A 25,851-nucleotide genomic window follows, 5' to 3' on the forward strand; every position below is an offset into this window, starting at 1 on the left:
CAGCAGACCTGAACGAAACGAGAATTGTGTTACCCATGTCGTCGGTTTGAAGTGTTACCCATGTCGCCGGTTGCTCAGGGCTAGCCCCCCTCTTTCTGAGCGCCAAATTTTCGTGAATGTTCCCGCGATTCGAGCCATTGACTCGTGATCGATCGAGCCTATACTAAACCATATGGTTAAGTATCTCGACGAGACGCTGGACCGCACGTTCGCGGCGCTTTCCGATCCCACTCGCCGCGCGCTTCTGGCGCGGCTTGGCGAGAAGGAAAGCCTGTCCGTGAGCGAACTGGCGCAGCCATTTCAGATGTCGCTGCCCGCGATCATGAAGCATCTCGACGTATTGTCGGATGCCGGCCTGATCACGCGGGAGAAGACCGGCCGCACGGTGGCGTGCCGGCTGACTGCGCGACCGATGGAGCAGGCGATGGACTGGCTCAATCGCTATGTGCGCTTCTGGTCCGACAATTTCGATCGCCTTGCCGCCTTCGTGGAGGAAGACCCATGGCCATCAGCAGCGCCAAGCCCGGCCCCGCCGCGCGCCCCGGCCTCACCCTCACGCGCCGTTTCCGCGCGCGGCCGGAAAAAGTCTACGCCGCATGGACCGAACCGGAAAACCTAGTGCGATGGTTCGGGCCGGCGAATGTGAAGCCCGGCTCTGTGCGGGCTGAGCTCGATGTTCGTGCCGGCGGGCGCTACCGCATCAGTTTCAACGGCAACGACGGCGAATATCACGAAGTCGGCGGCGTCTATCGCGACGTCGTGCCGAACGAGCGATTGGTTTTCAGTTGGGCCTGGCATTCGACGCCAGAGCGCGAGTCGCTGGTGACCGTGTCGCTGAGACCCGATGGCGCCGGCACGCTGCTGACCTTCCATCACGAGCAGTTCGTCGACGAGACCGCGCGCGACAATCATGAGCGTGGATGGACCGAGCTGTTCGCCAAGCTGGAAGATTTCATCGCCTGAATGCTGTCAAAGGAGGGTGCCATGCAGCCACACAAGGTCGTGTCACGCGAGGAATGGCTCGAAGCGCGCAAGGCCCATCTGGCGCACGAGAAGGAACTCACGCGTGCCCGCGATGCCCTCAGCGCGGAGCGGCGGGCATTGCCCTGGGTCAAGATCGACAAGTCCTATCTGTTCGACGGCCCGAACGGCAAGCTGGCGTTCGCCGACCTGTTCAAGGGCAAGCCGCAACTCGTCGTGCAGCACTTCATGTTCGCGCCCGATTGGGATGAAGGCTGCAAGAGCTGCTCGTTCTGGGCCGACGGAAACGAGCGCATGATCCCGCATCTTGCGGCGCGCGACACCACGTTGGTGGCGATCTCGCGCGCGCCCTTCGAGAAGCTGGAAGCGTTCAGGAAGCGGATGGGCTGGACGTTCGACTGGCTGTCCTCGGCGAACAGCGACTTCAATCATGACTTCGCGGTGTCGTTCACGCCGGAGGAACTGAGATCGGGCGCCAGGATCTACAATTTCGGCACGTCCGGTTTCGGCGTCGAGGAGGCGCCGGGCATCAGCGTGTTCTATCGCGACGAGGCCGGCCACATCTTCCACACCTATTCGTGCTTTGCCCGTGGCCTCGACATGATGAACGCGGCCTATCACTATCTCGACCTCACGCCGCTTGGCCGTCACGAAGAGGGCCTGCCCTATCCGATGGACTGGGTGCGGCACCGTGACCAATACCAGCCGACGCCGGTTTAGGCATCCTGTTGCCATAGCTGAGAGACCCGCAAACCGTCATTGCGAGCCGCCGGGTCGGCGCTAGCGCCGCCCAATGACGGGCTCCACGAAGCGATCCATGCCGCCGTATGCGGAGAAATGGATTGCTTCGTTGCTTCCGCCTCGCAATGACGGGAACAACAACAGGAACCGCCCATGCCCTATGTCGATGGCTTCATCGTCGCCGTCCCGAAGAAGAATCTCGCCGCCTATGCCCAGATGTCGCGAAAGTGCGGCAAGATCTGGCGCGAGTATGGCGCGCTGGACTATCGCGAATGGGTCGCCGAGGACGTCAAGCCCGGCAAGCTCACCTCGTTCCCCCAGAGCGTCAAGCTGAAACCCGGCGAGACCGTCGTGTTCGCGTGGATCACCTACAAATCCCGCGCCCAGCGCGACAAGATCAATGCCAAGGTGATGGCGGACGAACGCCTCAAATCCATGATGAACGGCAAGTCGGTACCCTTCGACGGCAAGCGTATGATCTATGGCGGATTTGCGAGCCTGGTGAAGGTATAGCGGCGCTCGAGCTTCGGTTCTGATTGAATCAGAACCGAAGCTCCAGATTCTTGTTTTGACGCGTTTTCTTCACGCGAACCGGTATCCACTTCGCTCGAAAACGCTCTAGCCCTACACAAACTGTTTCCGCAGAGACGGCCGAAGTGATCGCCAGTCGGCCGGTGGCTGACTTGCGCCCGTGTCGCGACTCCTGTACTTTGCAATGCAAAGTTTCGGACAACCGATGCGCGACCTCGACAAGGCCCTGGCCGACATTCTTGCCATCCGCAGCCAGATTGCGGCGGGCACGGCGTTCCGCGGTTACGGTCCGGCGACCGTGGCCGCCACCGCCGGCGTGGCGCTGCTGACGGCGATCCTGCAGTTCCTCTGGCTCGATAATCCGACCGGGAACCCGCTCACCTTCTTTGGCGGCTGGACCGTGGCCGCGCTGCTTTCGGCCGCGCTGATCTGGACCGAGATGCGGGCGCGCTCGCGCCGCCATCATTCCGGGCTCGCGGACGCCATGATCCAGCAGGCGGTCGAGCAGTTCCTGCCCGCGGGCATCGCCGGCGTCTTGCTCGCGATCCTGTTGTGGAAGTTCGCCCCGGAAACGCTGTGGATGCTGCCCGGCCTGTGGCAGGTGCTGGTCAGCCTCGGCGTGTTCGCCTCCGTCCGCTCGTTGCCGCGCAGCATCGCCCTTGCCGGCGCCTGGTATTTCCTCTCCGGCTTTGCGGTGCTGGTGGTCGCGAGCCAGAGCCACGCGTTGTCGCCCTGGACCATGGGCCTGCCCTTCGTCGTCGGCCAGGTTTTGATGGCTGCCCTGTTGTATTTCGCCACCGGAGAAAACGATGTCGAAGATTGAAGCCAACAACGCGCCGTTCTCCTATGACGGTCTCGACCGCGTGATCCACGAGAAGGCGCGACTCGGGCTGATGACCTCGCTGATGACGCATCCCAAGGGATTGGCGTTCGCCGATCTCAAGCAGCTTTGCGGATTGACCGACGGCAATCTCAGCCGTCATCTGCAGGTGTTGCAGGAAGCCGGACTCGTCGAAGTCACCAAGGGCTATGAGGGCAACCGCCCGCACACCACCTGCCGCCTCACCAAGGCGGGCCGCCGCCGCTTCCTCGACTATCTGGTCGTGCTGGAGCGGCTGGTGCGCGACGCCGCCAAGGCCGCGGGCAAGGAAGGCGCTGCGCCTTCCCGGCTCGGCATCCTGCCGGCCTGATCACGATTCCTTTTTTGATCGGAGACTTTGTAATGCAAAGTGATCTTTCCTCCAAACTTCACGTCGGCATCATCATGGACGGCAATGGAAGATGGGCGACGCGGAGGGGGCTGCCGCGGCTGCGCGGCCACGAGGCCGGCGTCGAAGCGATCCGCCGCATCGTCGAGGCGGCGCCCTCGCAGGGGGTCGGCACGCTGACACTCTACGCTTTCTCCAGCGACAATTGGCGCAGGCCGAAGGCCGAGGTCAGCGCGCTGATGGGCCTGTTGCGCTTCTATCTCGCCAACGAGATCCAGGCGCTGGTGCGCAATGGCGTCCGCCTCACCGTGATCGGCCGCCGTGACCGTCTGCCCAACGGCATTGCGGCTGCGATCGCCCGTGCGGAAGGCGCGACGGCTGATGGCGACGCTCTGCATCTGCGCATCGCGATCGATTACTCCGCGCGCGATGCCATCCTCAACGCCGCGACGCGGGTCGCCGGCTTTGGCAAGCTCACGCGCGAGACCTTCTCCGAACTCGTCACCGGCGAGTCGAATCTGCGCGACGTCGATCTCATCATCCGCACCAGCGGCGAAAAGCGCCTGTCCGATTTCATGCTGTGGGAAGGCGCCTACGCCGAACTGCACTTCACCGATCGGATGTGGCCGGAATTCGATGGGGACGATCTCGCGGACGCGCTAGCCTCCTTCCACCGCCGCGAACGCCGCTTCGGTGGCCTGCAACCGGTCGCGCTCGAGGACGTGCCGAGCCTCTGAATACCGCGGACGCGGACGCAACAGGTCGGAAGTCTCCTGTTGAAGATTCAAAGCCCGTTCTTAATCACCCGGCTCGTTCGAATGTAACATGTGTCGCTCCAGTGCGAGCGTCAGGATCGAACGACCAGCGGTGACCACGTGAGTGAATACCAATACTACGAATTCAGGGCGATCGATCGGCTTCTCACTCCGACCGATCAGCAAGAACTGCGTGCGCTGTCGAGCCGCGCCGACATCACCGCCAGGACCTTTGTGAACACTTATAATTGGGGTGACTTCAAGGGCAATCCTGATCGGCTGATGGCGCGATACTTCGATCTGTTCCTTTATCTGGCCAATTGGGGCACGCGACAGATCGCGATCCGCATTCCCAAGCTCGCGCTGGAAGTCCCTCGCTTGAAACAATTCATTGCCGATCGGGATGTGGCCCGCATTCGATCCGAAGGAGAAAACGTCATTCTCGACGTAGCGCGGGATGAACTGGATGTGGAGGACGAAGGCGGAGAGGGCTGGCTGGATGGGATCGCGCCGCTGCGCAACGATCTCCTCGAGGGCGATCTGCGGCTTCTCTATCTCGTCTGGCTGATGTCGGTCGAGAGCGAGGACATTCCGGACGAGACGGTCGAGCCGCTCGACGGACTAGGACCGCTGACGCCTCAGCTTGTCGCATTTGCAAACTTCTTCTGCATCGATCGCGACCTCGTCGAAGCGGCGGCCGCAAAGCCCGCGATTCTGCGGCCCGAACCATCGGAACAGGAAGTCACCGCGATCATCAAAGCTCTCGGCGCGAAGGAGAAAGACGGCTATCTACGTCGTCTCTACGATGGCGATCCGCTGATCCGCGCGGATTTCCGTCGCCGTTGCCGTCCCACCACCTCGCCAGGGAAGCCTGTGCAACCACGCAGGCAGGCCGGCGAACTGCGCCAGATCGCGGCTGATTTGGCGGAAGCGCGCCGCAAGGTGGAGGAAGAGCGAAGGCAGGCTGAGAAACGGCGCGAGCAGGAGCGCGAGACGAAAGCCAGGAAGGTCAGAATAGATGCCCTGAAGCGGCGGGGCCAATCTGCCTGGACGGACGTCGAAGCTATTGTCGCCTTTCGCAACAACAACGCCTATGATCAAGCGGCCGTCATGCTTGCGGACTTACGCGAGCTTTCGCTCCAGCAAGGGACTGACGACGAGTTTCATCGCCGCCTGACCGATCTTCGGGCGCGGCACAAGGCCAAGCGGCAATTGCTGGTCCGGCTTGCAGCTAACGGCCTTCACTGACGTTTCCGGTCCCGGCGGGAGGCCGGCGAGCCGAAGCCGCGCCAGATTCGCATCATCATCGTCACACTAGGTTAACCCTTAGCGGCTAGCTAGGCGCACCGACCTTCCCGCGAATCAAGTACAACCAGGGTCATTCCCATGGACAAGCAGATGCGCTGCCAATGCAGCCGGCAACGGACCGTCGCGCTGGACAAGCATTTCCGTACCGTCCTGCATTGCGAGAACTGCGACGTGGTCGAGCGGGCCGAGCCGGTCAGGCCGCGCGAGGACGCGCAGGCTGCGCTCCAGGACGCCTGAGCCCTCCACTTCGCTCAAAATGCTCTAACTGCCCGACGCGAGCTCCACGAGCTTCGCGATCGTGTTGATGTTCCGCGCCGTGCCGTTCGTCGCCGCGGGTATCTTCAGCTTCGACCGGCCGATCCCTGAGCCGTAGGCGACATAGATTTCGCGCTTGCCGAGGCGCACCTCTTCGTCCTGTTGCCCCTTGATCGTTTGAAGCGCATCGGCCGGCGGCGCCTCATCAAGGAAGATCGCGACCGTCCAGTTCGGCGGCGCCTTCGGGAACGGATTGGCCTTCAGCGCCGCGGCCATCTCGTCGGCGGTCCGGATCACCACGCCGATCGGGCTGCCCGCATAGGCCTGCAGCCGCTTCTCCAGCGCCGCTTTCACCTTCGCGGCGGGCAATTTGCTGTCGAACACCACATTGCCGCTGGCGATATAGGTTTGTACGCTTGCAAATCCTTCGGCGACGCACATCGCTTTCAGTTCGGCCATTGGCAGCTTGCCGGTTCCGCCTACATTCACGGCACGCAACAGGGCAATATAGGTTGGCATTCCAGGCCGTATCCAAGGAGGGAGGCCGTGAGCATGCCACAGGCGCGCCAAGAAGAGCTACAGGACAAACCGAGGTCAACTTGAAAAACCTTCCGATCACCTTGGCCGATATCAGGGCCGCCGCGGCCACCATCCGCGATTCCGTCATCGTCACGGCCTTCAACCAGAGCCGGACGCTGAGCGAGATCTGCGGCTGCGACGTCTGGCTCAAATTCGAGAATTTGCAGTTCACCTCGTCCTTCAAGGAGCGCGGGGCGTTGAACCGCCTGCAGGCGTTGTCGCCGGAGGAACGGCTGCGCGGCGTGATCGCGATGTCGGCCGGCAATCATGCGCAGGGCGTCGCCTACCACGCCTTGCGGCTCGGCGTTCCCACAACGATCGTGATGCCGATCGGCACGCCGATGGTGAAGATCGAGAACACGCGGCGCCATGGTGCCGAAGTCATCATCTCCGGTGCGACGCTGGAGGACGCCGCGCAGTTTGCCCGCAAGCTCTGCGAGACACGCGGCATGACATTTATCCATCCCTATGACGATCCGCTGATCATGGCGGGCCAGGGCACGATTGCGCTGGAGATGCTCGCGTCCGTACCCGATCTTGATGTGCTCGTCGTGCCGATCGGCGGCGGCGGGCTGATCTCGGGCATCGCGATCGCCGCCAGATCGCTCAAGCCCGGTCTGAAGATCGTCGGCGTCCAGGCCCAGCTCTACCCATCGATGTACAACGCCGTCAGGAACGAGCATCTGCCGATGCGCGGCGATACCCTTGCCGAGGGCATTGCGGTCAAGGCGCCGGGCCAGATCACGACCAAGATCGTGCGCGAATTGGTCGATGACATCCTGCTGGTCACGGAAGATCAGATCGAGCGCGCGGTGGCGATGCTGATCTCGATCGAGAAGACGGTCGTCGAAGGAGCCGGCGCCGTGGGCCTCGCTGCGGTGTTGGCCGCGCCGGAGCGCTTCGCGGGGCAGAAGCTTGGCCTGGTGCTGACCGGCGGAAATATCGACACGCGACTGATCGCCTCGGTCCTGACGCGCGAGCTCGCGCGCGAGGGGCGATTGACGCAGCTCGCGCTCGACATCGTCGACCGACCCGGCCAACTCGCCGCCGTCTCGGCGCTACTGGCCGAAGCCGGTGCGAACATCATCGAGGTCTCGCACCAGCGCACCTTCTCGGCGCTGCCGGCCAAGGCGACGCTGCTCGAGCTCGTGATCGAAACCCGTGACCGCGCCCATCTGGACGATGTGCTGGCCAAGCTCGCGGCATCAGGTTTTTCGGCGCGCTGCACGTAAATGCGTAGCCCGGATGGAGCGAAGCGCAATCCGGGGTTCTCGCACGTGGCTCCAGCAGTCCCGGATTACGCTTCGCTGCATCCGGGCTACGTAACTGCAGCTCGATCTCGCCTCTGTCAGCGCAACAGATTGGTCCGCGCCAGGGTGACGACCTCGTCGGCGCGGCCGTTCAGCACTGCCTGCACCATGTAGAGCGTGAAGCCCTTGGCCATTTCGGTGGTCACCTTGGGCGGCATCGCGAGCTCCAGGCGGTTGACGACGGCGTCGATCACGACCGGCCCGGGATGCGCGAAGGCTTCGGCAAGCTTGCCCTCGACCTCGGCCGGATCCTCGATGCGCACTCCCTTGATGCCGGTGGCCTCCGCCATCGCGGCGAAGTTCGGATTCTTCAGCTCCGTGCCGGTGTCGAGGAAGCCGGAGGATTTCTGCTCGAGCTCGATGAAGCCGAGCGCGCCATTGTTGAACACGATCACCTTCACCGGCAGCTTGAGCTGCGAAAGACTCAAGAGATCGCCCATCAGCATCGTGAAGCCGCCGTCGCCGGAGAGCGAGATGACCTGGCGTCCCGGCGCGGCCGCCTGGGCGCCGATCGCCTGCGCCATCGCGTTGGCCATCGAGCCATGCCAGAACGAGCCGATCAGGCGGCGCTTTCCGTTCATGGCGAGATAGCGCGCCGCCCAGACCGTCGGCAGGCCGACGTCGCAGGTGAAGATCGCGTCCTCGCTGGCGAGCTGGCTCGCGAGGCGCGCGATCTGCTGCGGATGCAGCGTGCCGCCCTTGCGGCCGGAAGCGAGCTCGTCGAGGCCGCGGCGCGCTTCGGCATAATGCTTGCGCGCGCCATCGAGAAACCGCCGGTCGTCCTTGGCCGTCAGCCGCGGCAACAGCGCGCGCAATGTCGGGCCGACCTGCCCGATGACGCCGAGCTCGACGGGCACGCGCCGGCCGATCGCCTCGGGCCTGACATCGACCTGCGCGATCCGCGCGTCCTTCGGATAGAATTGTCGATATGGGAAATCGGTGCCGAGCATCAGCAGCGTGTCGCAGTTTTCCATCGCATGATAGCCGGAGGAAAAGCCGATCAGGCCGGTCATGCCGACATCGTAAGGATTGTCCCACTCGACATATTCCTTGCCGCGCATGGCGTGGACGATCGGCGACTTCAGGGCTTCCGCAAGCTGCATCAATTCGTCATGCGCGCCGGCGCAGCCGCTGCCGCAGAGCAGCGTGACACGTTCCGATTGGTTGAGGAGGTCGGCGAGTTGTTTAAGCGCGGCATCTGATGGCGCCACCGCCGGCTGCGACAGGACCAGCCCTGTCGATGTCGAGGCAGACGTGCCGGTGGCCGGCTTGAGCGCGATGTCGCCGGGAATCACGATGACGCTGACGCAACGTTCGGCGATTGCGCGCCGCACCGCGATCTCGAGCGCGCGCGGCATCTGCTCTGCGCCCGACACCAGTTCGCAATAGGTCGAGCATTCCCGGAACAGATGCTCCGGATGCGTCTCCTGGAAAAAGTGCGAGCCGATCTCCGGTGAAGGGATATGCGCCGCGATTGCCACCACCGGCACGCGCGACCGATGGCAGTCGAACAGGCCGTTGATCAGATGCAGATTGCCGGGCCCGCAGCTTCCGGCACAGACGGCGAGTTCGCCCGTGATGTGCGCCTCGGCGCCGGCGGCGAAAGCCGCAACTTCCTCGTGGCGCACATGCAGCCACTCGACGCCGCCGTGGCGGCGCAGTGCATCAGTGAAACCATTCAAGCTGTCGCCGACAATGCCGTAGATGCGCTTCACGCCGGCTGCGGCAAAGGTCTCGACCATCTGGTCGGCAACGGTGCGGGCCATGAGATTCTCCCTGGGGAATGGAGGTTTCGGTCAGAGTATGCGTCGGTGGCGCCAAGGATAGGCCATCCGGCCCGAGCGAGGCGAGGACTGCTCACAGCATGGTGACCGGGATATTTCCGGTTCGCACGGCCTCGTCTTGAGACCGTAAGGGCCTTGCTTCTAGCGGCCGGCCCAGTGCACGAAGCGGCGTTCGACGAGCAGAAACAGCAGATTGAGCGCATAGCCTAGCGCGCCGGCGGCAAAGATCGCGGCATACATGCCGGGCATGTCGAACAATTGCTGCGCCTCAAATACGCGCTGGCCGAGCCCGTCGGTCGAACCGATGAACATTTCGGCGACCACGATGATGACAAGCGCGAGCGACACGCCGTTGCGCAAACCCACAAAGGTCTGCGGCAGCGACTCCAGCAGCATCACGTCGAACAGCACGCGCATCCGCGACGCGCCCATCACCTTGGCGGCAAGCAGGCGGGTCTTGCGCGCGTTCATGACGCCATAGGCGACGTTGAACAGGATCACGAGGCCGGCGCCGAACGCGGCCACCGAAATCTTGGTGCGGTCGCCGACGCCGAACAGCACCAGGAACAGCGGAAACATCGCGGAGGCCGGCGTCGAACGGAAGAAGTCGATCAGGAACTCGACCGAGCGATAGAGTTTTTCCGAGGAGCCGAGCAGGATGCCGAGCGGAATGGCGATGACGGCCGCAATCGCGGTGGAGGAGATCGTCCGCACCACGGTCTTGACGAAATCGACGCCGAGCTTGCCGCTGGTCATGCCTTCCCACAAGGTCTTGAACGTCGCGGCGGGCGAGGGCAGGAGCACGGGATCGACCAGTTTCAGCCCGTTCACCAGCGTCCAGACGGCGAGCAGCATCGCGACACCGACCAGCGGCAGCAACGCCCTCGCGATTTGCTTGCGTCCGGTCATCCGCGGCGCACCTCGTGTTGAAACAGTTTCAGGCAATGCGCCTTGGTGGCGACGAAGGAGGGCTCGGTCATCGTCTTGTCAGAGCGCGGCCGCGGCGCGTCATAGGGCACGAACTCGACCACCCGTGCCGGATGGCGCGACAGGAGCAATACGTAGTCGGAGAGCCACCAGCCCTGCGATCATGTTGATCAGCGTGCTCTTGCCGCAGCCATTCGGCCCGAACACGGAAATGAGCTTGCCGCGCGGGATATCGAAATCGAAATTGTCATAGATCACTGCGTCAGGGTAACGCTTGGAAAGCCCGCGGATCGTGACATGCGGCGCCGTCCGGCGCGACTCGTCGAAGCCGCTGGCCGGCCCGCTCGCCATGCTTGCGGCCGCACTCGTCATACGCCCCTCAGAACTTGTGCAGGAATTTGCTGACGTCGATCTTTTCGGGCACGACGCCGATCGAGTTGCCGAAATCCGCGAAGGCCTGCAGATCGGCAAGCTGCTCCTTGGTCATGTCGCCGACCATCACATAGCCGAGCATCGGCACCATATCGACCACATTGTCCGGCGTGTAGGTATTCTTGGCGAGGTGCTTGCGCGCTTCATCCGGATTGGCGTTGATGAAGGCGATCGCCTTGGCCCAGGCGGCGGCGAAGCGTTTTGCCACATCCGGCCGCTTCTGGATGAAGTCGGCGGTCATCGCGCAGCCGGCGGCGTACGCGTTGGCATTCTCATTGCCGAGGATGTATTTCGAGATCACCCCGGCCTCGATCGGATGCGCGACGCCGGCCTTGATCATCATCGATGCATTCGGCTCGAGCGTGTAGCCGCCGTCGAATGTGCCCGCCGTCATCGCGTTGACGTGCTGGCCCATGTCGAGCTGGTCGATGGTGTAGTCGCCTTCCTTCAGGCCGTTCTTGGCGAGGATCGCTTTGGCGGTGTTGATGTTGGCCGGACCCGGCGCCGACATCAGTTTGGCGCCCTTGAGATCGGCGATCGTTTTCGCCGCAAAGCCGCTGCGAACCACGAACTGCTCCATCTTCCAGACCTTGGTCTGGCTGTTGAGGCTGATATAGGTGGCAACCCCCGGCTTCTTGACATTGGCGTTGAGGCCTTCGAGCGTGACCAGCACGGCGGAGACCTCGATCTGGTTGGTCATCAGCGCCGCGACATTGGCAGGCCCGCCCAGGAGTTTCGTCATCTCGGGCTCGATGTTCTGTTCCCTGAAGAACCCGCGTTCCAGCGCGACGAAATAAGGCAGCGACGAGGAGAGCGGGAACACGCCGACGGCGACCTTGTCCTGCGCCAGCGACGGGGCGGGCAGCGCCGCAAAGGCTGCGAGCAGGGCAAGGATCGCGGTCACTCGGGTCGTCAATTGCATGGAAATTTCCCCTGGGAAGTCCCGTTGGGAGTAGCAAGAAATGTGCCGCGATAGACTATGATTGCGACCTCCGAGTAAGCTCGCCCTCATTGCGATCTCTCATCAGGAAAGGCTGACCGTCATGGCTATCCGCTTCAGCCGCGTGATGCACCGAAATTTGTGCGAGACGCCCCCGAAAGCCGTCGGCGGCGAGGGCGTCTGGCTGCTCGCCGAAGATGGCCGGAAAGTTCTTGATGCCTCCGGCGGCGCCGCGGTTTCCTGTCTTGGTCATCAGCATCCGCGTGTGGTGGAAGCAGTGGCGCGGCAAGCGTCAAAGCTCGCTTATGCCCATACCGGGTTCTTCTCGTCCGAGCCGGCGGAGGCGCTCGCCGACAAGCTTGTGGGTCACGAACCCGGCGGTCTCGCTTACGTCTATTTCGTCAGCGGCGGATCGGAAGCGATCGAAGCCAGCATCAAGCTGGCGCGGCAGTACTTCGTCGAAATCGGTCAGAAGCAGCGCCGGCATTTCATCGCGCGGCGGCAGAGCTATCATGGCAACACGCTGGGCGCGCTCGCGGCCGGCGGCAATGCGTGGCGGCGCGAGCCCTATGCGCCGCTGCTGTCGGAGGCGTTCAGCCATGTGACGCCGGCCTTTGCCTATCACGAGCAGCGCGACGGCGAACAGGAAGCCGATTTCGTCACACGGCTCGCGGCCGAACTGGAAGCCGAATTTCAGCGCCTCGGGCCTGATACCGTTGCCGCCTTTCTCGCGGAGCCCGTGGTCGGCGCCACCGCGGGCTGCGTGCCGCCGCCGGAGGGATATTTCAAGGCCATCCGTGAGGTATGCGATCGCCATGGCGCGCTATTGATCCTCGATGAGGTGATGTGCGGCATGGGGCGCACGGGCACGTTGCATGCCTGGGAGCAGGAGGGTGTTGCGCCCGATATCCAGGCGATCGCCAAGGGCCTTGGCGGCGGCTACCAGCCGATCGGTGCAATGCTCTCGAGCGCCCGCATCGCTGAAACGATCCGCGACGGCTCGGGCGCATTCCAGCACGGCCATACCTATCTCGCGCATCCGCTGGCCTGCGCGGCTGCACTAGAAGTGCAGCGGATCATCGACGATGAAAGACTGCTCGATCGCGTGCAGGAATTGGGCCGGCAGCTTGAACGTCGCCTCGTTGAGCGCTTCGGCAATCATCGCCATGTCGGCGATATCAGGGGCTGCGGCCTGTTCCAGGCGATTGAGCTGGTCGCCGACCGCGGCACGCGCGAGCCGTTCGATCCCACTCTTAAGCTTCACCACAAGATAAAGGCCGCGGCATTCGAGGATGGGCTTGCCTGCTATCCCTCCGGCGGCACCGTTGATGGCCGCCGCGGTGACCATGTATTGCTGGCGCCGCCCTATATCGCAACGCCTGGTGATATCGATATGATCGTCGATCGGCTCGGCCGGGCCGTCGACCGGGCGCTGACGAGCATCGGCCATTGATCGGAAGCAGAACAACGAAAATGCGTATCGCACTCATTCACGCCCTGAAACATTCGATTCAGCCGATCGAATCATCATTCGCAAAGCTGTGGCCGGAAGCGCGGCTGATGAACTTGCTCGATGACAGCCTGTCGGCCGATCTGGCGCGCGACGGCCGGTTCACCGACGTCATGACTGAACGTTTCCTCGCGCTCGGCCGCTATGTCGTGAGCACGGGCGCCGACGCGATCCTATTCACCTGCTCCGCCTTCGGTCCGTGCATCGAGGCCGTCGCGCGGGCGCATGCGCCGATGCCGGTCTTGAAGCCCAATGAGGCGATGATCGAGCAGGCTGCGCGAAGCGGCCGCAAGGTCGGTTTGCTCTCGACATTTCCGCCGACCTTGGCGTCCATGCCTCGCGAGTTTCCCGACTCCGTCGAGCTGATACTGAGGCTGGCGGAAGGCGCGCTGGCGGCGCTCGATCGCGGCGATCGCGCCGAGCACGATCGGCTTGTGGTCGAAGCATCGAAAGACTTGCGCGACTGCGACGTCATCGCGCTCGCGCAATACAGCATGGCGCCGGCGGCATCAGCGGTTGAGCAGGCATCGGGACGACCGGTGTTGACGACGCCGGATAGCGCCGTGTCGAAGTTGAAGGAGATGCTCTGCTGACGGTATCCTATGCGGACAAGCGCGCTGCCGAATCTTCCTGACCAAGCGTCTTCTGGACGAAGAAGTACATCAGAGAGTTGTGCGAGCTGAGCGTTCGCGCGTCGGCATATGCAGCGTACGTTTCCGCAAGCGATGATTCATTCGCTCTCGGGTTGTTTCATCGCTTTCGCTGCCGCCGTTTAACGTTAATTAAACAGCCCCAACAATAAGTTCGCCCCTGCTAAAGAGGTTGGGCCAAAGGCCAGACTGCAACGAGGTGGGCATGATCAAAGGTATTCAAAACTTACGGATCGGAGCCAAGCTTGGCATTGCATCCGCGCTCGGCGTGATCTTCGTCGCGCTGATGATCGTGAATCAACTGACGGCGAATGCCACGGTCAGCCGCACCAATGAGAGCGTGCTCCTGCAGTCCAACATCGCGCGCGCGGCAATCGACGCCAAGGCGGAGGCGCGAGGCCTGCAGATCGGCGCGGCCAACATCCGCGTTGCCACCACCGATGAAGAATTGCAGAAGGCCACCGAGTATCTGGCGGCACGCTACAAAGGATTCCTCGGGTTCATCGATGATATCTCCCGTCTCTCGGCCGCCGATGCGCGCTCGCAGTTGGAGAAGCTGAAGAGCACGGCGACTGCCTATGAGTCCGCCGCCGAGAAACTGGCGAAGATGAAAACCGAGCTTCTGGAAATTGCCTCCGTCGAAGCTTCCGGGCTGACGATCTCGAACGAGGCCCAGGCGCGCGCCGCCCAGTTGACGACGGATTCACGACAGATCGCCAATGACGTCATGCTGTCGCTTTCCGCGGAGCTCGAATCCAACGCCAATGCGATTGTGGACCGTGCCAAGCAGGCTATGGCCGGCGAGATCGAAAAGGCGACGCAGCAGGCAGCCTCGGCCGACAGGATGTCGCTAGCGATCGGCGGCGTTGCGGCCCTGCTGCTGATCGTGACCTCGGTGCTGTCGGCGCTTTCGATCGCGGGACCGATGCGCAGCCTGAGCCGGGCCATGCAAGAACTCGCGAATGGTAACTTCGACGTCCAGTTGCCCGGCATCGGGCGCAAGGACGAAATCGGCGCGGTCGCGCGCGCTGTCGAGACATTCAAAGTCAAGGCGGAAGAGAGGGCGATGCTCGAGGCCGACTCCAAGCGCCGGCAGGATGATACCCTCGCCGGGCAGCGCCGGGCCGAGATGATCAAGCTTGCGGATGCGTTCGAGGGAGCGGTGGGCGAGATCGTCAGCACCGTCTCGACGGCGTCGACGGAGCTGGAGCACTCCGCAAAGGCGCTCACCTCGACGGCCGAGCGCACCCAGGAAATAACGGTTGCGGTGGCGTCGGCTTCCGAAGAAGCGTCGGCCAACGTGCAATCAGTGGCGACCGCCACTGAAGAATTGTCGTCTTCGGTGAACGAGATCAGCCGACAGGTCCAGGATTCGGCGCGAATCGCGGCTGATGCGGTCGGCCAGGCGCGCGCCACCACCGAGCGCGTGAGCGAACTTTCCAAAGCCGCCAGCCGCATCGGCGATGTGGTCGAGCTCATCAACACCATTGCAGGCCAGACCAACCTCTTGGCGCTCAACGCCACCATCGAGGCTGCGCGCGCCGGCGACGCGGGCCGGGGCTTTGCGGTCGTCGCATCCGAGGTGAAGGCACTGGCGGAGCAGACGGCGAAGGCGACCGGCGAAATCGGTCAGCAGATAGCGGCGATCCAGACCGCGACCAATCAATCGGTCGGCGCCATCGGCCAGATCAGCAACACGATCGAATCGCTGGCGGAGATCGCCTCGACGGTCGCCGCCGCGGTCGAAGAGCAGGGTGCGGCGACGCAGGAGATCGCGCGCAACGTGCAACAGGCTGCACAAGGGACCGAGGAGGTCTCTTCGCGGATCACCGACGTGCAGCGCGGCGCCACCGCGACAGGCTCGGCGTCCACGCAGGTGCTCTCGTCCGCGCAATCGCTGTCCCGCGACAGCAGCCGGCTCCAGACGGAAGTTAGCCGGTTCCTGCAGACGGTGCGGGCTGCCTGACCTGACCAAAAGGTCGTCTCGGGCCGAGTGAGGTTCCTGAGACGTCCAACTCCACTTCGATTCCGATCGCGGAATGAACTCCCGCATTTCGCGCGCGTTGTCCTCGTACATGCTCGATTGTACGGGGAACCGATCATGACGAAACACGACAAGACGAAACGGCCGAGCGATGTCGACCTCTATCGCAATCCGCTGATCGGCGGATCGAAGGGCGTCACGATGGCGCAGGCGACGCCGGACGATCTCGAGGAGGTCGAAGGCGAGAACACCTTTGAGGGCGACGTCGAGAACGATACCAACCCGCAAGGCGGTATCGAGGCGCCAGATCGCCGGCAAGGCCGCCCGTCGCGCGATCAGACGCCGAAATCGCGCAAGACGGTGCTGCAGGGCAAGAAGACCCATGAGCAGCAGTTGCGGATGCTGGAACGCAAGCCCGATGTTCCCGACGCGCGCAATGTCGAGCAACGAGGCGCGCGCATTGTGGAAGATGCAGGCGCGAGACATCCGAAACAGGATGCGCGCCAGTCGGAATTTCCGGTGAGCCGCGGCGGGCTGAACCAGGAAAGCCACCACAACAAGCACAACGATCCCGGCCAGAGCGGCCATAAGCCGCAGAAGCACGGCGGGTGACGCAACTGAAATCGTGATTCGGTTGAACGGAACCAGATCACGATTTCATCTTCTGGTTTGAGCATGATCTCCGCTCAAACGCTTCGCGTTTTGTTGTCGCGAGGGCAAACCGGTCTCCGCCTTCCCGGATCATGCTCTATGGTTTGGCGGCCGCCTCCGTGCGCAGCCATTTTCGTGGCGGCGGCTGGTAGGTTCCAAAGCGGCTGAGCAGCGCGTCCACCTTGGTTTCGATGATGAGCATCTCGGCATAGGCTGCGATCGTGAAGCCTTCGGCGACCATCCTCTCCACCATCGCGATCAGCGGCGCGAAGTAATCCTTTACGTTCAGCAGGCCGCACGGCTTTTGGTGGATCCCGAGCTGGGCCCAGGTCCATTCCTCGAAAAGTTCTTCGAGTGTTCCGGCACCGCCTGGCAGCGCGATGAAGCCATCGGATAGCTGTGCCATCATCGTCTTGCGCTCATGCATGGTTTCGACGATGTGAAGCTGGCTCAAGCCCGTGTGTCCGATCTCGCGCTCGACCAGCGCGCGCGGAATGACGCCGACGACACGCCCGCCTGCCGCGAGCGCCGCGTCTGCCACCGCTCCCATCAGCCCGACCTTGCCGCCGCCATAGACGATGGTGACGCCGGCCTTTGCCAGCGCCTGTCCGGTGGCGACCGCCGTCTCCAGATAGATCGGATCACGGCCCGGGCTGGAGCCGCAGAAGATACAGACGGATTTCAGCGCTTTGGCGTTTTGGTTCTGCATTGGATGTGTGCGGACCTTTCGTGCTGCAAACGATTCGTCGGCGGATCGACGTTAGCATGAGGGGCTGGGGATCGCGGCGTTGCGCTACAACGTGATGCATCGGCGGATCGGTGCTGTGAATGACCTGCGCATACATCTTTGAATTCAAACAGGAATTTCTCCGTGCGGGCGGGTCGAGCCAGATCGGGTTTTGCGCCAGCCGGTAACGTATGCCGATCCGGGAAGGGCTTCATCAACAGGCCTGTCATCGACCCCCGGGACTGTCATCAATCTGTCGTGTCGCCTGCGCTTAGCTGCGGAACCAGTCCGGCATGCTATCATGGCCGCGGCCGAGAGGGAGTGAGGCGGTGAGCGAAACGACGAGTGTCCCGGCATTGCCGGCAGATGCATCAGTGATTGCACGTATCAAGTCCGAAATCGATATTTCAGATCGTTCGCGCATCGTCACGTTCGGCGAGCGCGCCCAGCGGTCGGTGGTCGAGTTCGCCGACCGCATTCTGTCCCAGACGCAAAATCGAGAGCTCGGAACAACCGGCAAGCTGTTGTCGGACATTTTGGCAAAAGCGCGCGGGCTCGATCCCGCCGATCTCAAGGACAGCGGCCTCTTGACGCGCCTGTTCTCGTCGGCGGAGGCACGGCTGCGCCGCTTTGCCGAGCAGTTCGGCGATGTCGCCTCGCAGATCGATCGCGTTTGCGTCGAGCTCGATCGCAACAAGGAGGTCCTGCGCCGCGACATCGCGCTGCTCGACGATCTCTATGAGCAGACCAGGACCGCGCTCGGCCAGCTCGACGCGCATATCAACGCCGGCAAGGCCTTCGCCGCGGACTTCCGCGGCGGCAAGCTGGTCGCGATGGAGCGGGCAGCGACCGCGCAAGGCCAAAGCAGCGACGCCTTGCTCGCGGCGCAGACCTATCAGGACGCACTCCAGGCGCTCGACCGGCTCGAGAAGCGCATCTTCTATCTGCAGCAGGCACGCCAGATCGGCATCCAGCAGTTGCCGCAGATCCGCATCGTGCAATCGGGCGACGAGACCCTGATCGAGAACCTGCAGGCCACCACCGAACTCACTATCCCGGTGTGGAAGCAGAAGATGATCCTGCTGCTCGGGCTGAACCGGCAGAAATCCGCGCTCGAGCTGCAGAAGACCATCACCGATGCCACCAACGAGATGATGCGCCAGGCCTCCGAGATGATGAAGACCCAGGCGATCGAGATCGAGAAACAGTCGCAGCGCGGCATCGTCGACATTACGACGCTGGAAAAGACCAATCGCGACCTGATCGACACCATCTCGGGCGTGCTCGCCGTGCAGGAGCAGGGCCGCACCAAGCGCGCCGAGATCGAACAGCGCATGTCGGAGCTGACCGACGAGTTGAAATCCGCGGTGACCAAGGCCTCTGCATGAGCCTCGCGTTGTTCCCGCGGCGCTGGCTTGCGCTGCTCGCTGCGGCGCCGCTGATCGCCGTACTGCTCTCCGGCTGCAGCGGCGGCCCGGGACCGCAATTCACCATCCTGTCGGGCTCGGAGAATGACGTGCTCGAGCCGCTGGTGCTGGAATTCTGCAAGTCGCGCAATGCCGCCTGCACCATGCGCTATCAGGGCTCGCTTGACATCGCGCTGGCGCTCAAGGGCGACGATCCGCCGGCCGACGCGGTGTGGCCGGCGGCCTCGATCTGGATCGACATGTTCGACACCAAGCGCCGGGTGAAGTCGGTCAAGTCGATCGTGCAGATGCCGGTCATCCTCGGCGTGCGCCGCTCCAAGGCGCAAGAATTGAACTGGATCGGCGCCAAGGTGACGGCCAAGGATATTCTCGCCGCCGTCGAGGCCGGCCGATTGAAATTCCTGATGACCTCGGCGACGCAGTCGAACTCGGGCGCGGCCGCCTACCTCGCGATGCTCGCGGCCGGCATCGGCAAGCCCGACCTGATCGAAGCCGGCGATCTCGACAAGCCCGAGGTGCTGGCGACGGCGCGCGGCCTTCTGAAAGGGGTCGAGCGCAGCGCGGGGTCGAGCGGGTGGCTCGCCGATCTCTATCGCGACGGCGAGCGGAATGGTGCGCACTACCAGGCGATCTGGAACTATGAGGCTGTCATCAAGGAGACCAATGACAAACTGATCGCCGATGGCCACGAGCCGCTCTACGCGATCTATCCGGAAGACGGCGTGGCGGTCGCCGATTCTCCGCTCGGCTTCGTCGATCGCGGCCGCGGCAAGGACGTCGAGACCTTCTTTGCCGATCTGCAGGCCTTCCTGCTCAAGGGCGAGGTTCAGGCGCGGATCGCCAAGACCGGACGGCGGGTGGAGGTCGGCCGTGCTGCGCCGCTTCCCGCCGATCCCAAGACCAATCTGGATCCGGCGCGCGCGCTGAACGTCATCCGCCCGCCCGAGCCCGCGGTGATTCAGAAGGCGCTGTCGATCTATCAGGAGGCGCTCCGCCGTCCCTCGCTCACCGCTTTGTGCCTCGACGTCTCCGGCAGCATGCAGGGGGCCGGCGAGACCCAGTTGCTCGACGCGATGCGTTTCCTTTTGACGCCCGCCCGCACGCGCGAGCTGCTGGTGCAATGGACCAAGGCGGACGAAATCCTGCTGCTGCCGTTCAACGATCATGTGCTGTGGACGGCGCGCGCCACCGGCGCCGACCCCGAGCAGACCACGCTTCTCACCCAGGCGCTGGAGCTGCGCGCCGGCGGCGGCACCGATTTCTACACCTGTGGCGAGCGGGCGCTCGTCGCCATGAAGCCGCTGCTCGACGGCGGGGAGCATTTGCCGGCCATCGTCATCATGACCGACGGCAAGAGCCAGGGCTATTTGTCGACGTTTGAGGCCGCGTGGCGGGCGGATGGCCAGCGTGTGCCGGTATTCGGGGTCACGTTCGGCGACCAGGTCGATCGCAGCCAGCTCGACAATCTCGCGAAGCTGACCGGCGGCAGGGTGTTCGACGGCACCAAGAGCCTGACGGACGCGTTCCGCTCGGTGCGGGGATATAATTGATGGCGGCCGCGCCGTCCGGGCTCGGCTGGATTGCCGGTGGCGCGGCGGCGGCCATCCTGCTGCCTTCGCTTGCGATCGGCGTCGGGATGCCGTTCTGGATCGCTCTCCTCGTCAGCGCGCTCGCCGGCGGCGGCGTCGTTGCGGTGATGGCGCCGCGCAGGCGCTTCGCCGAGCTCGACGCCAGCGGCGCGGCGCGCGGCCGCATCGAATTCGCGCGCGAGCTCCTCACGGAGGCCGAGCCGCTGACGGAGCGCATGGAAACCGCGGCGGCAGCGATCCGGACCCGTGCGGTGGCCGAGCGCGTCCGCCACCTCGTGAAGATCGCGCGCGATATCTTCGCCGCGATCGAGCGGGACCCGCTGCGCATCGACCGTGTCAGGCGCTTCCTCACCTATTACCTGCCGCGCGCGGCCGAGATCACTGAGGCCTATGCTTCGCTGGAGCGCAGCGCCGTGCCCGACGCCGCGCGGCTTGCCGCGACCGGTGAATTGATCGAGCGGCTCGATGCCGCGTTCACGCGCTACGCGGCCAATCTGCAGGATGCCGATCTCGACAGGCTCGACATCGAACTCAAGCTTTTGAAAAGCTCGCTCGACGAGGATATCGGACCGGCGCGGGCCGATATCCCGTCCGGGCAGAAGAAGGGAACAACCTGATGGCCATGTCGCGTCGTGCGTTCGGGATCGGCCTCGTCGCCGCAAGCGCCGCGGCGACCGGAGGCTATCTCTATCTTCGCGAACATCCTGAGATCGCCGGCCGCTTCGGTGAAGCCAAGAAGCTGTTCGGGTTCGCCGGCGGCGAGAAGGAAGGCTTCCTCGCCAATGCGCGTGTCCGCGGCGTGCTCGAACGCCGCTTTGGGCTGGTGCTCGACGGGCGCCGCGCTGGATCGGTGGAGATGGTGCGCGAGCGTGCATTGCTCGACCAGAAGCCGCAATTCCTGTGGCCGTCTTCCTCCGTGCTGGTGGAGGTGGCGCGCACCTCGGGCCTGAAGATTTCGCGCGACCAGGTGATCTTCAATTCGCCGATCGTGCTCTATTCATGGGACCGCATTGCCGATGGTCTGGTGAAGGGCGGCTTCGCCGAGCCGATGGGCGGCCCGCGCTACAAGGCGGACCTTTCAAAGCTGCTCAAGGCGATCATCGCTGGCGAGACCTGGGCGGCGATCGGCGTCTCAGACCTGTTCGGCCGCGCCCGCATCGTCTGCACCGATCCAAACAAATCCAATTCGGGATTTATGTTCGCCGGCCTCGCGGCGAGCCTGCTCTCGGGCGACGTGGTGATGCCGGATACGTTGAGCCGCATCGACGGCGACGTCGCCACCGTGTTCCGCCGCATGGGCTTCAAGCCGCCGTCCTCGGGAAAACTGTTCGACGATTATGTTGCCGGCGGCGCCGGTGCGCAGCCGCTGATCGTCGGCTACGAGAATCAATTGGTGGAGTGGGTGCTGCAGGATGCCGAGCGCTGGAAGCGGCTGGAGGCCAACGCGCCGGCCAAGCCGGTGATCCTCTATCCGCAGCCGACGGTGTTCTCCGCGCATCCGTTGATCAGCATCGAGCGCCAGGCCGACGACCTCATCGACGCGCTGATGAGCGAAAGCCTGCTCGAAATGGCATGGGAGGATCACGGATTCCGCGGTCCGCTCGGCACCATCGGCAAGGCGCGCAATGCGCTGCTGCAATCGCGCCTGATCGAGCGCATCGACGCGGTGCTGCCGATGCCGGACGCCCCGGTCATGCTGGCGCTGCTCGACCGGTTGGCAGCATAGCGCGCAAGCGGTGCACCGCGCCTTAATCGTTGGGCCTTACCAGCCTGCCGGGCTGGCTATGCCGGCGATCTCAATAGTCGGACTTCGGTCCGCCCTGATACCGGCGCACGTTGGGCCAGTACGCGAGCCAGGGCGCTGCGGGCTCGAAGGCGTAAGGGTAGTACGCGGCTTGTGCAGCGTAAGATGCCGCGGACCAATGCGTGCGGGCGTGCATTTTCGGGCTGCCTGCAACCGCCGCGCCCGAGATTGCGATCAGCATGATGACCGATGCAGCCAGTGCGAGTTTGTTTGCCATGAATTCTTCCTTGTGCCTCCGGCTAACGAATGCATTTTGCGGTAACCGCGAGCGGTGCCGCATGCCGGAACTTCGAAGGTCAGGGTTACGCGCACATTTCAAGGCCGGATAATTCGGTTACATCTGCCACATGCCGCGTGTGCCCGGCAATTGATGGGGCGGGCAATTGATGGGCGTCACAGCTCCGGACCGGACAGCCTCATCTCTCGTTCCGCCCTGAACACATTGCTGTAAAGGTTTGCGATCCATTGGCGGCCGCTTGACGTGACGTTCAGGTATCGAATGGCGGTCGATATCTGCGGCGCAACGGTGTTCCAATAGAACTGCGGATATTTGTACACGACATCGGCCGGGGTATCGTAGCCGAGCTGCTTGTTCATCCCGGTCTCTTCGAATTCATAGAAGAGAGCGTTCGCCTTCCTCAGATAGTTGGGGTCGCCGAGTTGGCCGATCAGGTCCGCGGCGCGCAGCAGCAGGCCCTCTTCATTGTTCAGATCGTCGTCCGACGATGACGGCGCGTAGGGAAATCGCGTGTATTCGATCGCGCGCGCCATCCGGTTGGCGTCGACGTGTTCAACGGTATCGAAACGTTCCAGCGCGAACAGTTTGGACCGGTCCACGTGATAGGGCGCGAGCGCTGCGTCCGACGCGCCGCGCGGAAGCCGGATGGTCGCGCCGGTGACATCGGCGACATAGAGGTCGTCCCCGTCCCCTTGAAGGACGCCGCGGACATAGCCGATGTCGTGGATCAGGCAGGCCAGGATGAAATTTGAATAGTCCTCGGCCGTCGTCGGCCGCGACAAGGCGCGCCCCATCAGGATGTCATGGCCGGCCAGGGTGACCAGCATCGAGTGCTCGATATCGTGATAGAGCGCGTCGCTGTTGCCGATGCATTCGAGCGCCAGGCGCGCCGCATACGGCAGGAGTTCGTTGAGGTAACCGTAAGACGCGCCGAACCGTCCGTTTGTCTCGGAGGCCAGAAAGGCGCCGAGCGCCTGCGCGGTGAGATGTGGAATGGTGAGCATGTTGCTGCTCGCTCAATCGCGGCCGGTCGAAAGATAGCACAGTCGGTTCCGGCCGTCTTCAGGCGGCACGTTGAAAATGATATGGATCGGGACGTTAGAAACGCCCGGGGGCGCGCCGTTGACCTGGATCAACCACAGTGGACTTGTCGTCTTTTTCTCACTTTTCGTGTGCGCCGCACACGAGGCAAAGGCCGTCCCGCTGACGCCGTTCCGCTATCAAGCCCAGGCCCAGCGGCATTGCCCTGATGATTCCGTGGTTTGGCTCGATTTCCGGCGCGCGCGCTATTACCTGAAAGGGCAAAAACGTTACGGACTGGGTCACACCGGAAGCTTTGTGTGCAGGAGCGAAGCCCGCGCCAGCGGCTACCGGCGCTCCCTTCTCGGGCTGAGGTAGCGGTGCGCCCGACCGCACGTGAGGTGGGTGCCTATGCCGATAGGCCGGTCAACCTCGGCCCGCAAGGACCGCTGCAGCCGCCGGATATCCGGCTACGGTATGCATCATGGCGGTTGGTCACGTGACGTTCAGGGAGCTCGTGAAAAGTTGAGTGCAGCCATACTGCCTGAAGACTGTATGTCCGACGAGTACGACCGTGATGCTGCAACGAAGAGGAAATGCCGATGAAGATGGCCTTGAGCATCGCCCTGCTGGTCGTGATGACATCTAGCGCAGGCGCGCAATACCTCGGCAACTATTCCGCCAATCCATATGCCCCGAACTCTACGGGGAACGCATTCGGTGCTGGCAGTCCGTATAATCCAAACGGGATCAACAATCCGTACGGGCGATATGGCAGCGTCCACAGCAACAGCTCCGCCAATAATCTGTACGCGATGGATGCACCCAAGCTGTATGACAGCCAGGGAAACTATCGCGGGCGCTTAAGCAGCAACCCGTATGATCCGGATTCGATTTCAAACCCATACGGCCGTTATGGAAGTCGTTTCTCTCCGGATAGCGTCAACAATCCCTTCGGTGCTGGGAATCCGTACATACCGGATAGCCCGACGAACCCGTATGGCCAAGGCTTCTCCATTCAGGGAGCTGACGACGACTGAAGACTCCCCTCGCTCGCGCCGCACACGGGAGTGGGGTGGAGCGCAGGCGAGGATGAGCGGCTGAGAGATCACATGCGACTAGCGCCGGAGGAAAGCGAAGTCGCGCCTTCAGCCTAGGCAAGCGCTGCTACGCTGCGAGCTTTCGGTGGCACAAACTGCACTGGTCAATTGCCAGCCGCAGCCACATCATGGGTGGTGTGGAGTATTGGGGCCATGCCGCCGTTCTCAAACACGACCCGGGCGAAAACCATAGTGATCTTCGCCATCGCCCGGTTGCGTTGGCGCAGGGGCGTTCTCGGATTGAGGTCTGGCTTGTTGTGGTTTGCCGAGAATGACTTGGTATTCAAAGCGGCCGTGATCTCGCTCGGAATATTTTCTGGGGCAATAACCGCAGTTGCCGTGCTCTACCTGTGACCTGCAAAAGTGCCCGTGATAAACGCATGGCAGCAGGGCCATGATCCGGACAATCCGTTTCTAAAGCATGATCCGGGAAAGTGGGTACCGGTTTTCCGAAAAGATCATGCTCAAACAAAGAGCCAAAGCGGGATGACGATTCGAAGAAAAGTCATCACGCTTTAGGTGAGCGTCAGCGCCAAATGGATCGTCTGCGGGTCTCGCCGCGACACCGGCTTGAAGCCGAATTTTCCGAACACTTTCAGCATCGCGGCATTCTCGGGCAGAACCTCTGCGGTCAATTCCTGTAACCCGGCATTACGAGCAATCTTGACGAGGTGACGCATCAGGATCGAGCCGATGCCGCGTCCTTGCCAGGCATCGACGACCACGAATGCCATCTCGGCTCGCCCGGGCTCGAACACAACGTATCGGCCGCCTCCGACGATCGCCGATTGATCGGCTTCCTCGATGAGTGCGACAAGCGCGACATGATTTCTGAAATCGATGTCCATGAAGAAGGCGCGCTCCTTCTCCGAGAAGCCGCGCTTCACCGCGAAGAAACGGCGCTGCAGGGATTGCGCGCTCGCCCGCCCGACTGCAGCCATCATGTCGGCCTCATCGTCCGGTCGAAGCGATCGGATTTCGACTTGGCTGCCGTCGTTCAGGCGCTCGAGCGCTGTGTAGGTTGCGGCTTCCGGCATCTGCTGCCTCTTGTTCCAACAATCTGACGGCCGGTTTTGCGACCAAGCGGAGTGAGGAGGCCCACACCGGAGCATGGCGCTCGATTCAACCAAGGCATTCAGAACCATTGCCGCGTCATCGGCAATCAAACCTGCCGCTCGGGGGGGACCACGGTGCTTGATCTAGATCAAGTCGCCATTAGTCACGGGCACTTGATTGTCGTGTGAATCTACGCGGGCCGCGAGGCGCGGCTCGCTCAAGCCGGCTCCGACGATGGACGCCGACCATTCCAATCTGGATCGCACTCTAGTGGTTCATCACAGTGATTTTGACGTTTTGATACCGAGCCATTCGAGGATCGGCAAGTTTTCGGGTGGCAGGAG

General features: G+C 63.1%; 30 protein-coding genes. 21 read left to right on the forward strand and 9 right to left on the reverse strand.

Annotated elements, in window-relative coordinates:
• Positions 1 to 172: 172 nt before the first annotated feature.
• The 9 genes from AAFX91_RS20460 to AAFX91_RS20500 all read left to right on the forward strand — a co-directional run bounded on the left by AAFX91_RS20460 (position 173) and on the right by AAFX91_RS20500 (position 5,761).
• Positions 173 to 619, forward strand: a complete 447-nt coding sequence (locus AAFX91_RS20460; protein WP_282529110.1) for a helix-turn-helix transcriptional regulator — start codon at positions 173 to 175, stop codon at positions 617 to 619.
• Positions 619 to 963, forward strand: a complete 345-nt coding sequence (locus AAFX91_RS20465) for an SRPBCC domain-containing protein (protein ID WP_394567642.1) — start codon at positions 619 to 621, stop codon at positions 961 to 963. Before AAFX91_RS20460 ends, AAFX91_RS20465 begins: the two co-directional genes overlap by 1 nt.
• A gap of 21 nt (positions 964 to 984) precedes the next feature.
• A complete protein-coding gene (locus AAFX91_RS20470; RefSeq protein ID WP_130580696.1) occupies positions 985 to 1,701 on the forward strand; it encodes a DUF899 domain-containing protein in 717 nt (238 codons plus the stop codon).
• A 174-nt stretch (positions 1,702 to 1,875) separates the two neighbouring features.
• Positions 1,876 to 2,235, forward strand: coding sequence for a DUF1428 domain-containing protein (locus tag AAFX91_RS20475; RefSeq protein WP_394567643.1), 360 nt, complete (start codon positions 1,876 to 1,878; stop codon positions 2,233 to 2,235).
• A 223-nt stretch (positions 2,236 to 2,458) separates the two neighbouring features.
• Positions 2,459 to 3,076, forward strand: coding sequence for a hypothetical protein (locus tag AAFX91_RS20480; protein ID WP_282529107.1), 618 nt, complete (start codon positions 2,459 to 2,461; stop codon positions 3,074 to 3,076).
• Positions 3,063 to 3,443 carry a winged helix-turn-helix domain-containing protein gene (locus AAFX91_RS20485; protein ID WP_394567644.1) on the forward strand — a complete coding sequence of 127 codons (381 nt, stop codon included), beginning with the start codon at positions 3,063 to 3,065 and terminating at the stop codon, positions 3,441 to 3,443. The genes AAFX91_RS20480 and AAFX91_RS20485 overlap by 14 nt, the downstream gene beginning before the upstream one ends.
• Positions 3,444 to 3,475: 32 nt before the next feature.
• On the forward strand, positions 3,476 to 4,198 hold the full coding sequence (locus AAFX91_RS20490) for a di-trans,poly-cis-decaprenylcistransferase (RefSeq protein ID WP_394567645.1): 723 nt from the start codon (positions 3,476 to 3,478) through the stop codon (positions 4,196 to 4,198).
• A gap of 138 nt (positions 4,199 to 4,336) precedes the next feature.
• On the forward strand, positions 4,337 to 5,464 hold the full coding sequence (locus tag AAFX91_RS20495; RefSeq protein WP_394567646.1) for a hypothetical protein: 1,128 nt from the start codon (positions 4,337 to 4,339) through the stop codon (positions 5,462 to 5,464).
• A 138-nt stretch (positions 5,465 to 5,602) separates the two neighbouring features.
• A complete protein-coding gene (locus AAFX91_RS20500; protein WP_394567648.1) occupies positions 5,603 to 5,761 on the forward strand; it encodes a hypothetical protein in 159 nt (52 codons plus the stop codon).
• 24 nt (positions 5,762 to 5,785) lie between these two features.
• Here AAFX91_RS20500 and AAFX91_RS20505 read toward each other — a convergent pair whose 3' ends face one another.
• Positions 5,786 to 6,298, reverse strand: a complete 513-nt coding sequence (locus tag AAFX91_RS20505) for a DUF1697 domain-containing protein (protein ID WP_282529102.1) — start codon at positions 6,296 to 6,298, stop codon at positions 5,786 to 5,788.
• An 80-nt stretch (positions 6,299 to 6,378) separates the two neighbouring features.
• Here AAFX91_RS20505 and AAFX91_RS20510 point away from each other — a divergent pair, with 80 nt between their 5' ends.
• Complete coding sequence (locus tag AAFX91_RS20510) at positions 6,379 to 7,590, forward strand: threonine ammonia-lyase (protein WP_394567649.1); 1,212 nt, start codon at positions 6,379 to 6,381, stop codon at positions 7,588 to 7,590.
• 116 nt (positions 7,591 to 7,706) lie between these two features.
• On the opposite strand, the gene poxB is transcribed toward AAFX91_RS20510, so the two are convergent.
• From poxB to AAFX91_RS20530, 4 genes are all read right to left on the reverse strand, one after another.
• Positions 7,707 to 9,434 (reverse strand): ubiquinone-dependent pyruvate dehydrogenase, encoded by a 1,728-nt coding sequence (poxB, locus tag AAFX91_RS20515; protein WP_394567650.1) that lies wholly within the window; start codon positions 9,432 to 9,434, stop codon positions 7,707 to 7,709.
• 159 nt (positions 9,435 to 9,593) lie between these two features.
• Positions 9,594 to 10,361 (reverse strand): ABC transporter permease, encoded by a 768-nt coding sequence (locus AAFX91_RS20520; RefSeq protein ID WP_394567652.1) that lies wholly within the window; start codon positions 10,359 to 10,361, stop codon positions 9,594 to 9,596.
• 99 nt (positions 10,362 to 10,460) lie between these two features.
• The gene (locus AAFX91_RS20525) at positions 10,461 to 10,751 is read right to left on the reverse strand and encodes an ATP-binding cassette domain-containing protein (protein ID WP_394567653.1); all 291 of its coding nucleotides are present in this window, start codon (positions 10,749 to 10,751) and stop codon (positions 10,461 to 10,463) included.
• A gap of 7 nt (positions 10,752 to 10,758) precedes the next feature.
• Positions 10,759 to 11,733, reverse strand: a complete 975-nt coding sequence (locus tag AAFX91_RS20530) for an ABC transporter substrate-binding protein (RefSeq protein WP_165421266.1) — start codon at positions 11,731 to 11,733, stop codon at positions 10,759 to 10,761.
• 121 nt (positions 11,734 to 11,854) lie between these two features.
• Here AAFX91_RS20530 and AAFX91_RS20535 point away from each other — a divergent pair, with 121 nt between their 5' ends.
• The 4 genes from AAFX91_RS20535 (at position 11,855) to AAFX91_RS20550 (ending at position 16,507) form a co-directional block, all read left to right on the forward strand.
• Positions 11,855 to 13,204: an aspartate aminotransferase family protein gene (locus AAFX91_RS20535; RefSeq protein ID WP_394567655.1), complete on the forward strand. Its 1,350-nt coding sequence runs from the start codon at positions 11,855 to 11,857 to the stop codon at positions 13,202 to 13,204.
• 20 nt (positions 13,205 to 13,224) lie between these two features.
• The gene (locus AAFX91_RS20540) at positions 13,225 to 13,854 is read left to right on the forward strand and encodes an aspartate/glutamate racemase family protein (RefSeq protein WP_394567656.1); all 630 of its coding nucleotides are present in this window, start codon (positions 13,225 to 13,227) and stop codon (positions 13,852 to 13,854) included.
• Positions 13,855 to 14,116: 262 nt separating this feature from the next.
• Entirely contained in the window at positions 14,117 to 15,877 is a 1,761-nt protein-coding gene (locus AAFX91_RS20545) for a methyl-accepting chemotaxis protein (RefSeq protein ID WP_394567657.1), read from the forward strand.
• Between the two features lie 135 nt (positions 15,878 to 16,012).
• Positions 16,013 to 16,507 (forward strand): hypothetical protein, encoded by a 495-nt coding sequence (locus AAFX91_RS20550; protein WP_245476426.1) that lies wholly within the window; start codon positions 16,013 to 16,015, stop codon positions 16,505 to 16,507.
• A 136-nt stretch (positions 16,508 to 16,643) separates the two neighbouring features.
• On the opposite strand, the gene AAFX91_RS20555 is transcribed toward AAFX91_RS20550, so the two are convergent.
• Positions 16,644 to 17,255, reverse strand: a complete 612-nt coding sequence (locus AAFX91_RS20555) for a TIGR00730 family Rossman fold protein (protein WP_394567659.1) — start codon at positions 17,253 to 17,255, stop codon at positions 16,644 to 16,646.
• Between the two features lie 311 nt (positions 17,256 to 17,566).
• Here AAFX91_RS20555 and AAFX91_RS20560 point away from each other — a divergent pair, with 311 nt between their 5' ends.
• Genes AAFX91_RS20560 through AAFX91_RS20575 form a run of 4 tightly spaced genes read left to right on the forward strand, consistent with a single transcriptional unit; the run spans position 17,567 to position 22,015 of the window.
• On the forward strand, positions 17,567 to 18,661 hold the full coding sequence (locus AAFX91_RS20560) for a toxic anion resistance protein (protein WP_394567660.1): 1,095 nt from the start codon (positions 17,567 to 17,569) through the stop codon (positions 18,659 to 18,661).
• Positions 18,658 to 20,250, forward strand: coding sequence for a substrate-binding domain-containing protein (locus AAFX91_RS20565; RefSeq protein WP_394567661.1), 1,593 nt, complete (start codon positions 18,658 to 18,660; stop codon positions 20,248 to 20,250). The genes AAFX91_RS20560 and AAFX91_RS20565 overlap by 4 nt, the downstream gene beginning before the upstream one ends.
• A complete protein-coding gene (locus tag AAFX91_RS20570; protein ID WP_394567662.1) occupies positions 20,250 to 20,906 on the forward strand; it encodes a 5-bromo-4-chloroindolyl phosphate hydrolysis family protein in 657 nt (218 codons plus the stop codon). The genes AAFX91_RS20565 and AAFX91_RS20570 overlap by 1 nt, the downstream gene beginning before the upstream one ends.
• Complete coding sequence (locus AAFX91_RS20575; protein WP_394567663.1) at positions 20,906 to 22,015, forward strand: hypothetical protein; 1,110 nt, start codon at positions 20,906 to 20,908, stop codon at positions 22,013 to 22,015. The genes AAFX91_RS20570 and AAFX91_RS20575 overlap by 1 nt, the downstream gene beginning before the upstream one ends.
• A gap of 70 nt (positions 22,016 to 22,085) precedes the next feature.
• Here the strand turns inward: AAFX91_RS20575 and AAFX91_RS20580 are convergent, their stop codons facing one another.
• Positions 22,086 to 22,310 carry a hypothetical protein gene (locus tag AAFX91_RS20580; RefSeq protein WP_394567664.1) on the reverse strand — a complete coding sequence of 75 codons (225 nt, stop codon included), beginning with the start codon at positions 22,308 to 22,310 and terminating at the stop codon, positions 22,086 to 22,088.
• Positions 22,311 to 22,486: 176 nt separating this feature from the next.
• On the reverse strand, positions 22,487 to 23,335 hold the full coding sequence (locus tag AAFX91_RS20585) for a metal-dependent phosphohydrolase (RefSeq protein WP_130580098.1): 849 nt from the start codon (positions 23,333 to 23,335) through the stop codon (positions 22,487 to 22,489).
• Positions 23,336 to 23,462: 127 nt separating this feature from the next.
• Between AAFX91_RS20585 and AAFX91_RS20590 the strand changes: the two genes are divergently transcribed.
• From AAFX91_RS20590 to AAFX91_RS20600, 3 genes are all read left to right on the forward strand, one after another.
• Positions 23,463 to 23,729, forward strand: coding sequence for a hypothetical protein (locus AAFX91_RS20590; RefSeq protein WP_394567668.1), 267 nt, complete (start codon positions 23,463 to 23,465; stop codon positions 23,727 to 23,729).
• A 224-nt stretch (positions 23,730 to 23,953) separates the two neighbouring features.
• A complete protein-coding gene (locus AAFX91_RS20595; RefSeq protein WP_394567665.1) occupies positions 23,954 to 24,391 on the forward strand; it encodes a hypothetical protein in 438 nt (145 codons plus the stop codon).
• A 213-nt stretch (positions 24,392 to 24,604) separates the two neighbouring features.
• Positions 24,605 to 24,805, forward strand: coding sequence for a hypothetical protein (locus AAFX91_RS20600; RefSeq protein ID WP_394567666.1), 201 nt, complete (start codon positions 24,605 to 24,607; stop codon positions 24,803 to 24,805).
• 161 nt (positions 24,806 to 24,966) lie between these two features.
• On the opposite strand, the gene AAFX91_RS20605 is transcribed toward AAFX91_RS20600, so the two are convergent.
• Complete coding sequence (locus AAFX91_RS20605) at positions 24,967 to 25,488, reverse strand: GNAT family N-acetyltransferase (protein ID WP_394567667.1); 522 nt, start codon at positions 25,486 to 25,488, stop codon at positions 24,967 to 24,969.
• Positions 25,489 to 25,851: the final 363 nt, after the last annotated feature.

Source organism: Bradyrhizobium sp. 31Argb (assembly GCF_043638955.1).
GTDB lineage: Bacteria > Pseudomonadota > Alphaproteobacteria > Rhizobiales > Xanthobacteraceae > Bradyrhizobium.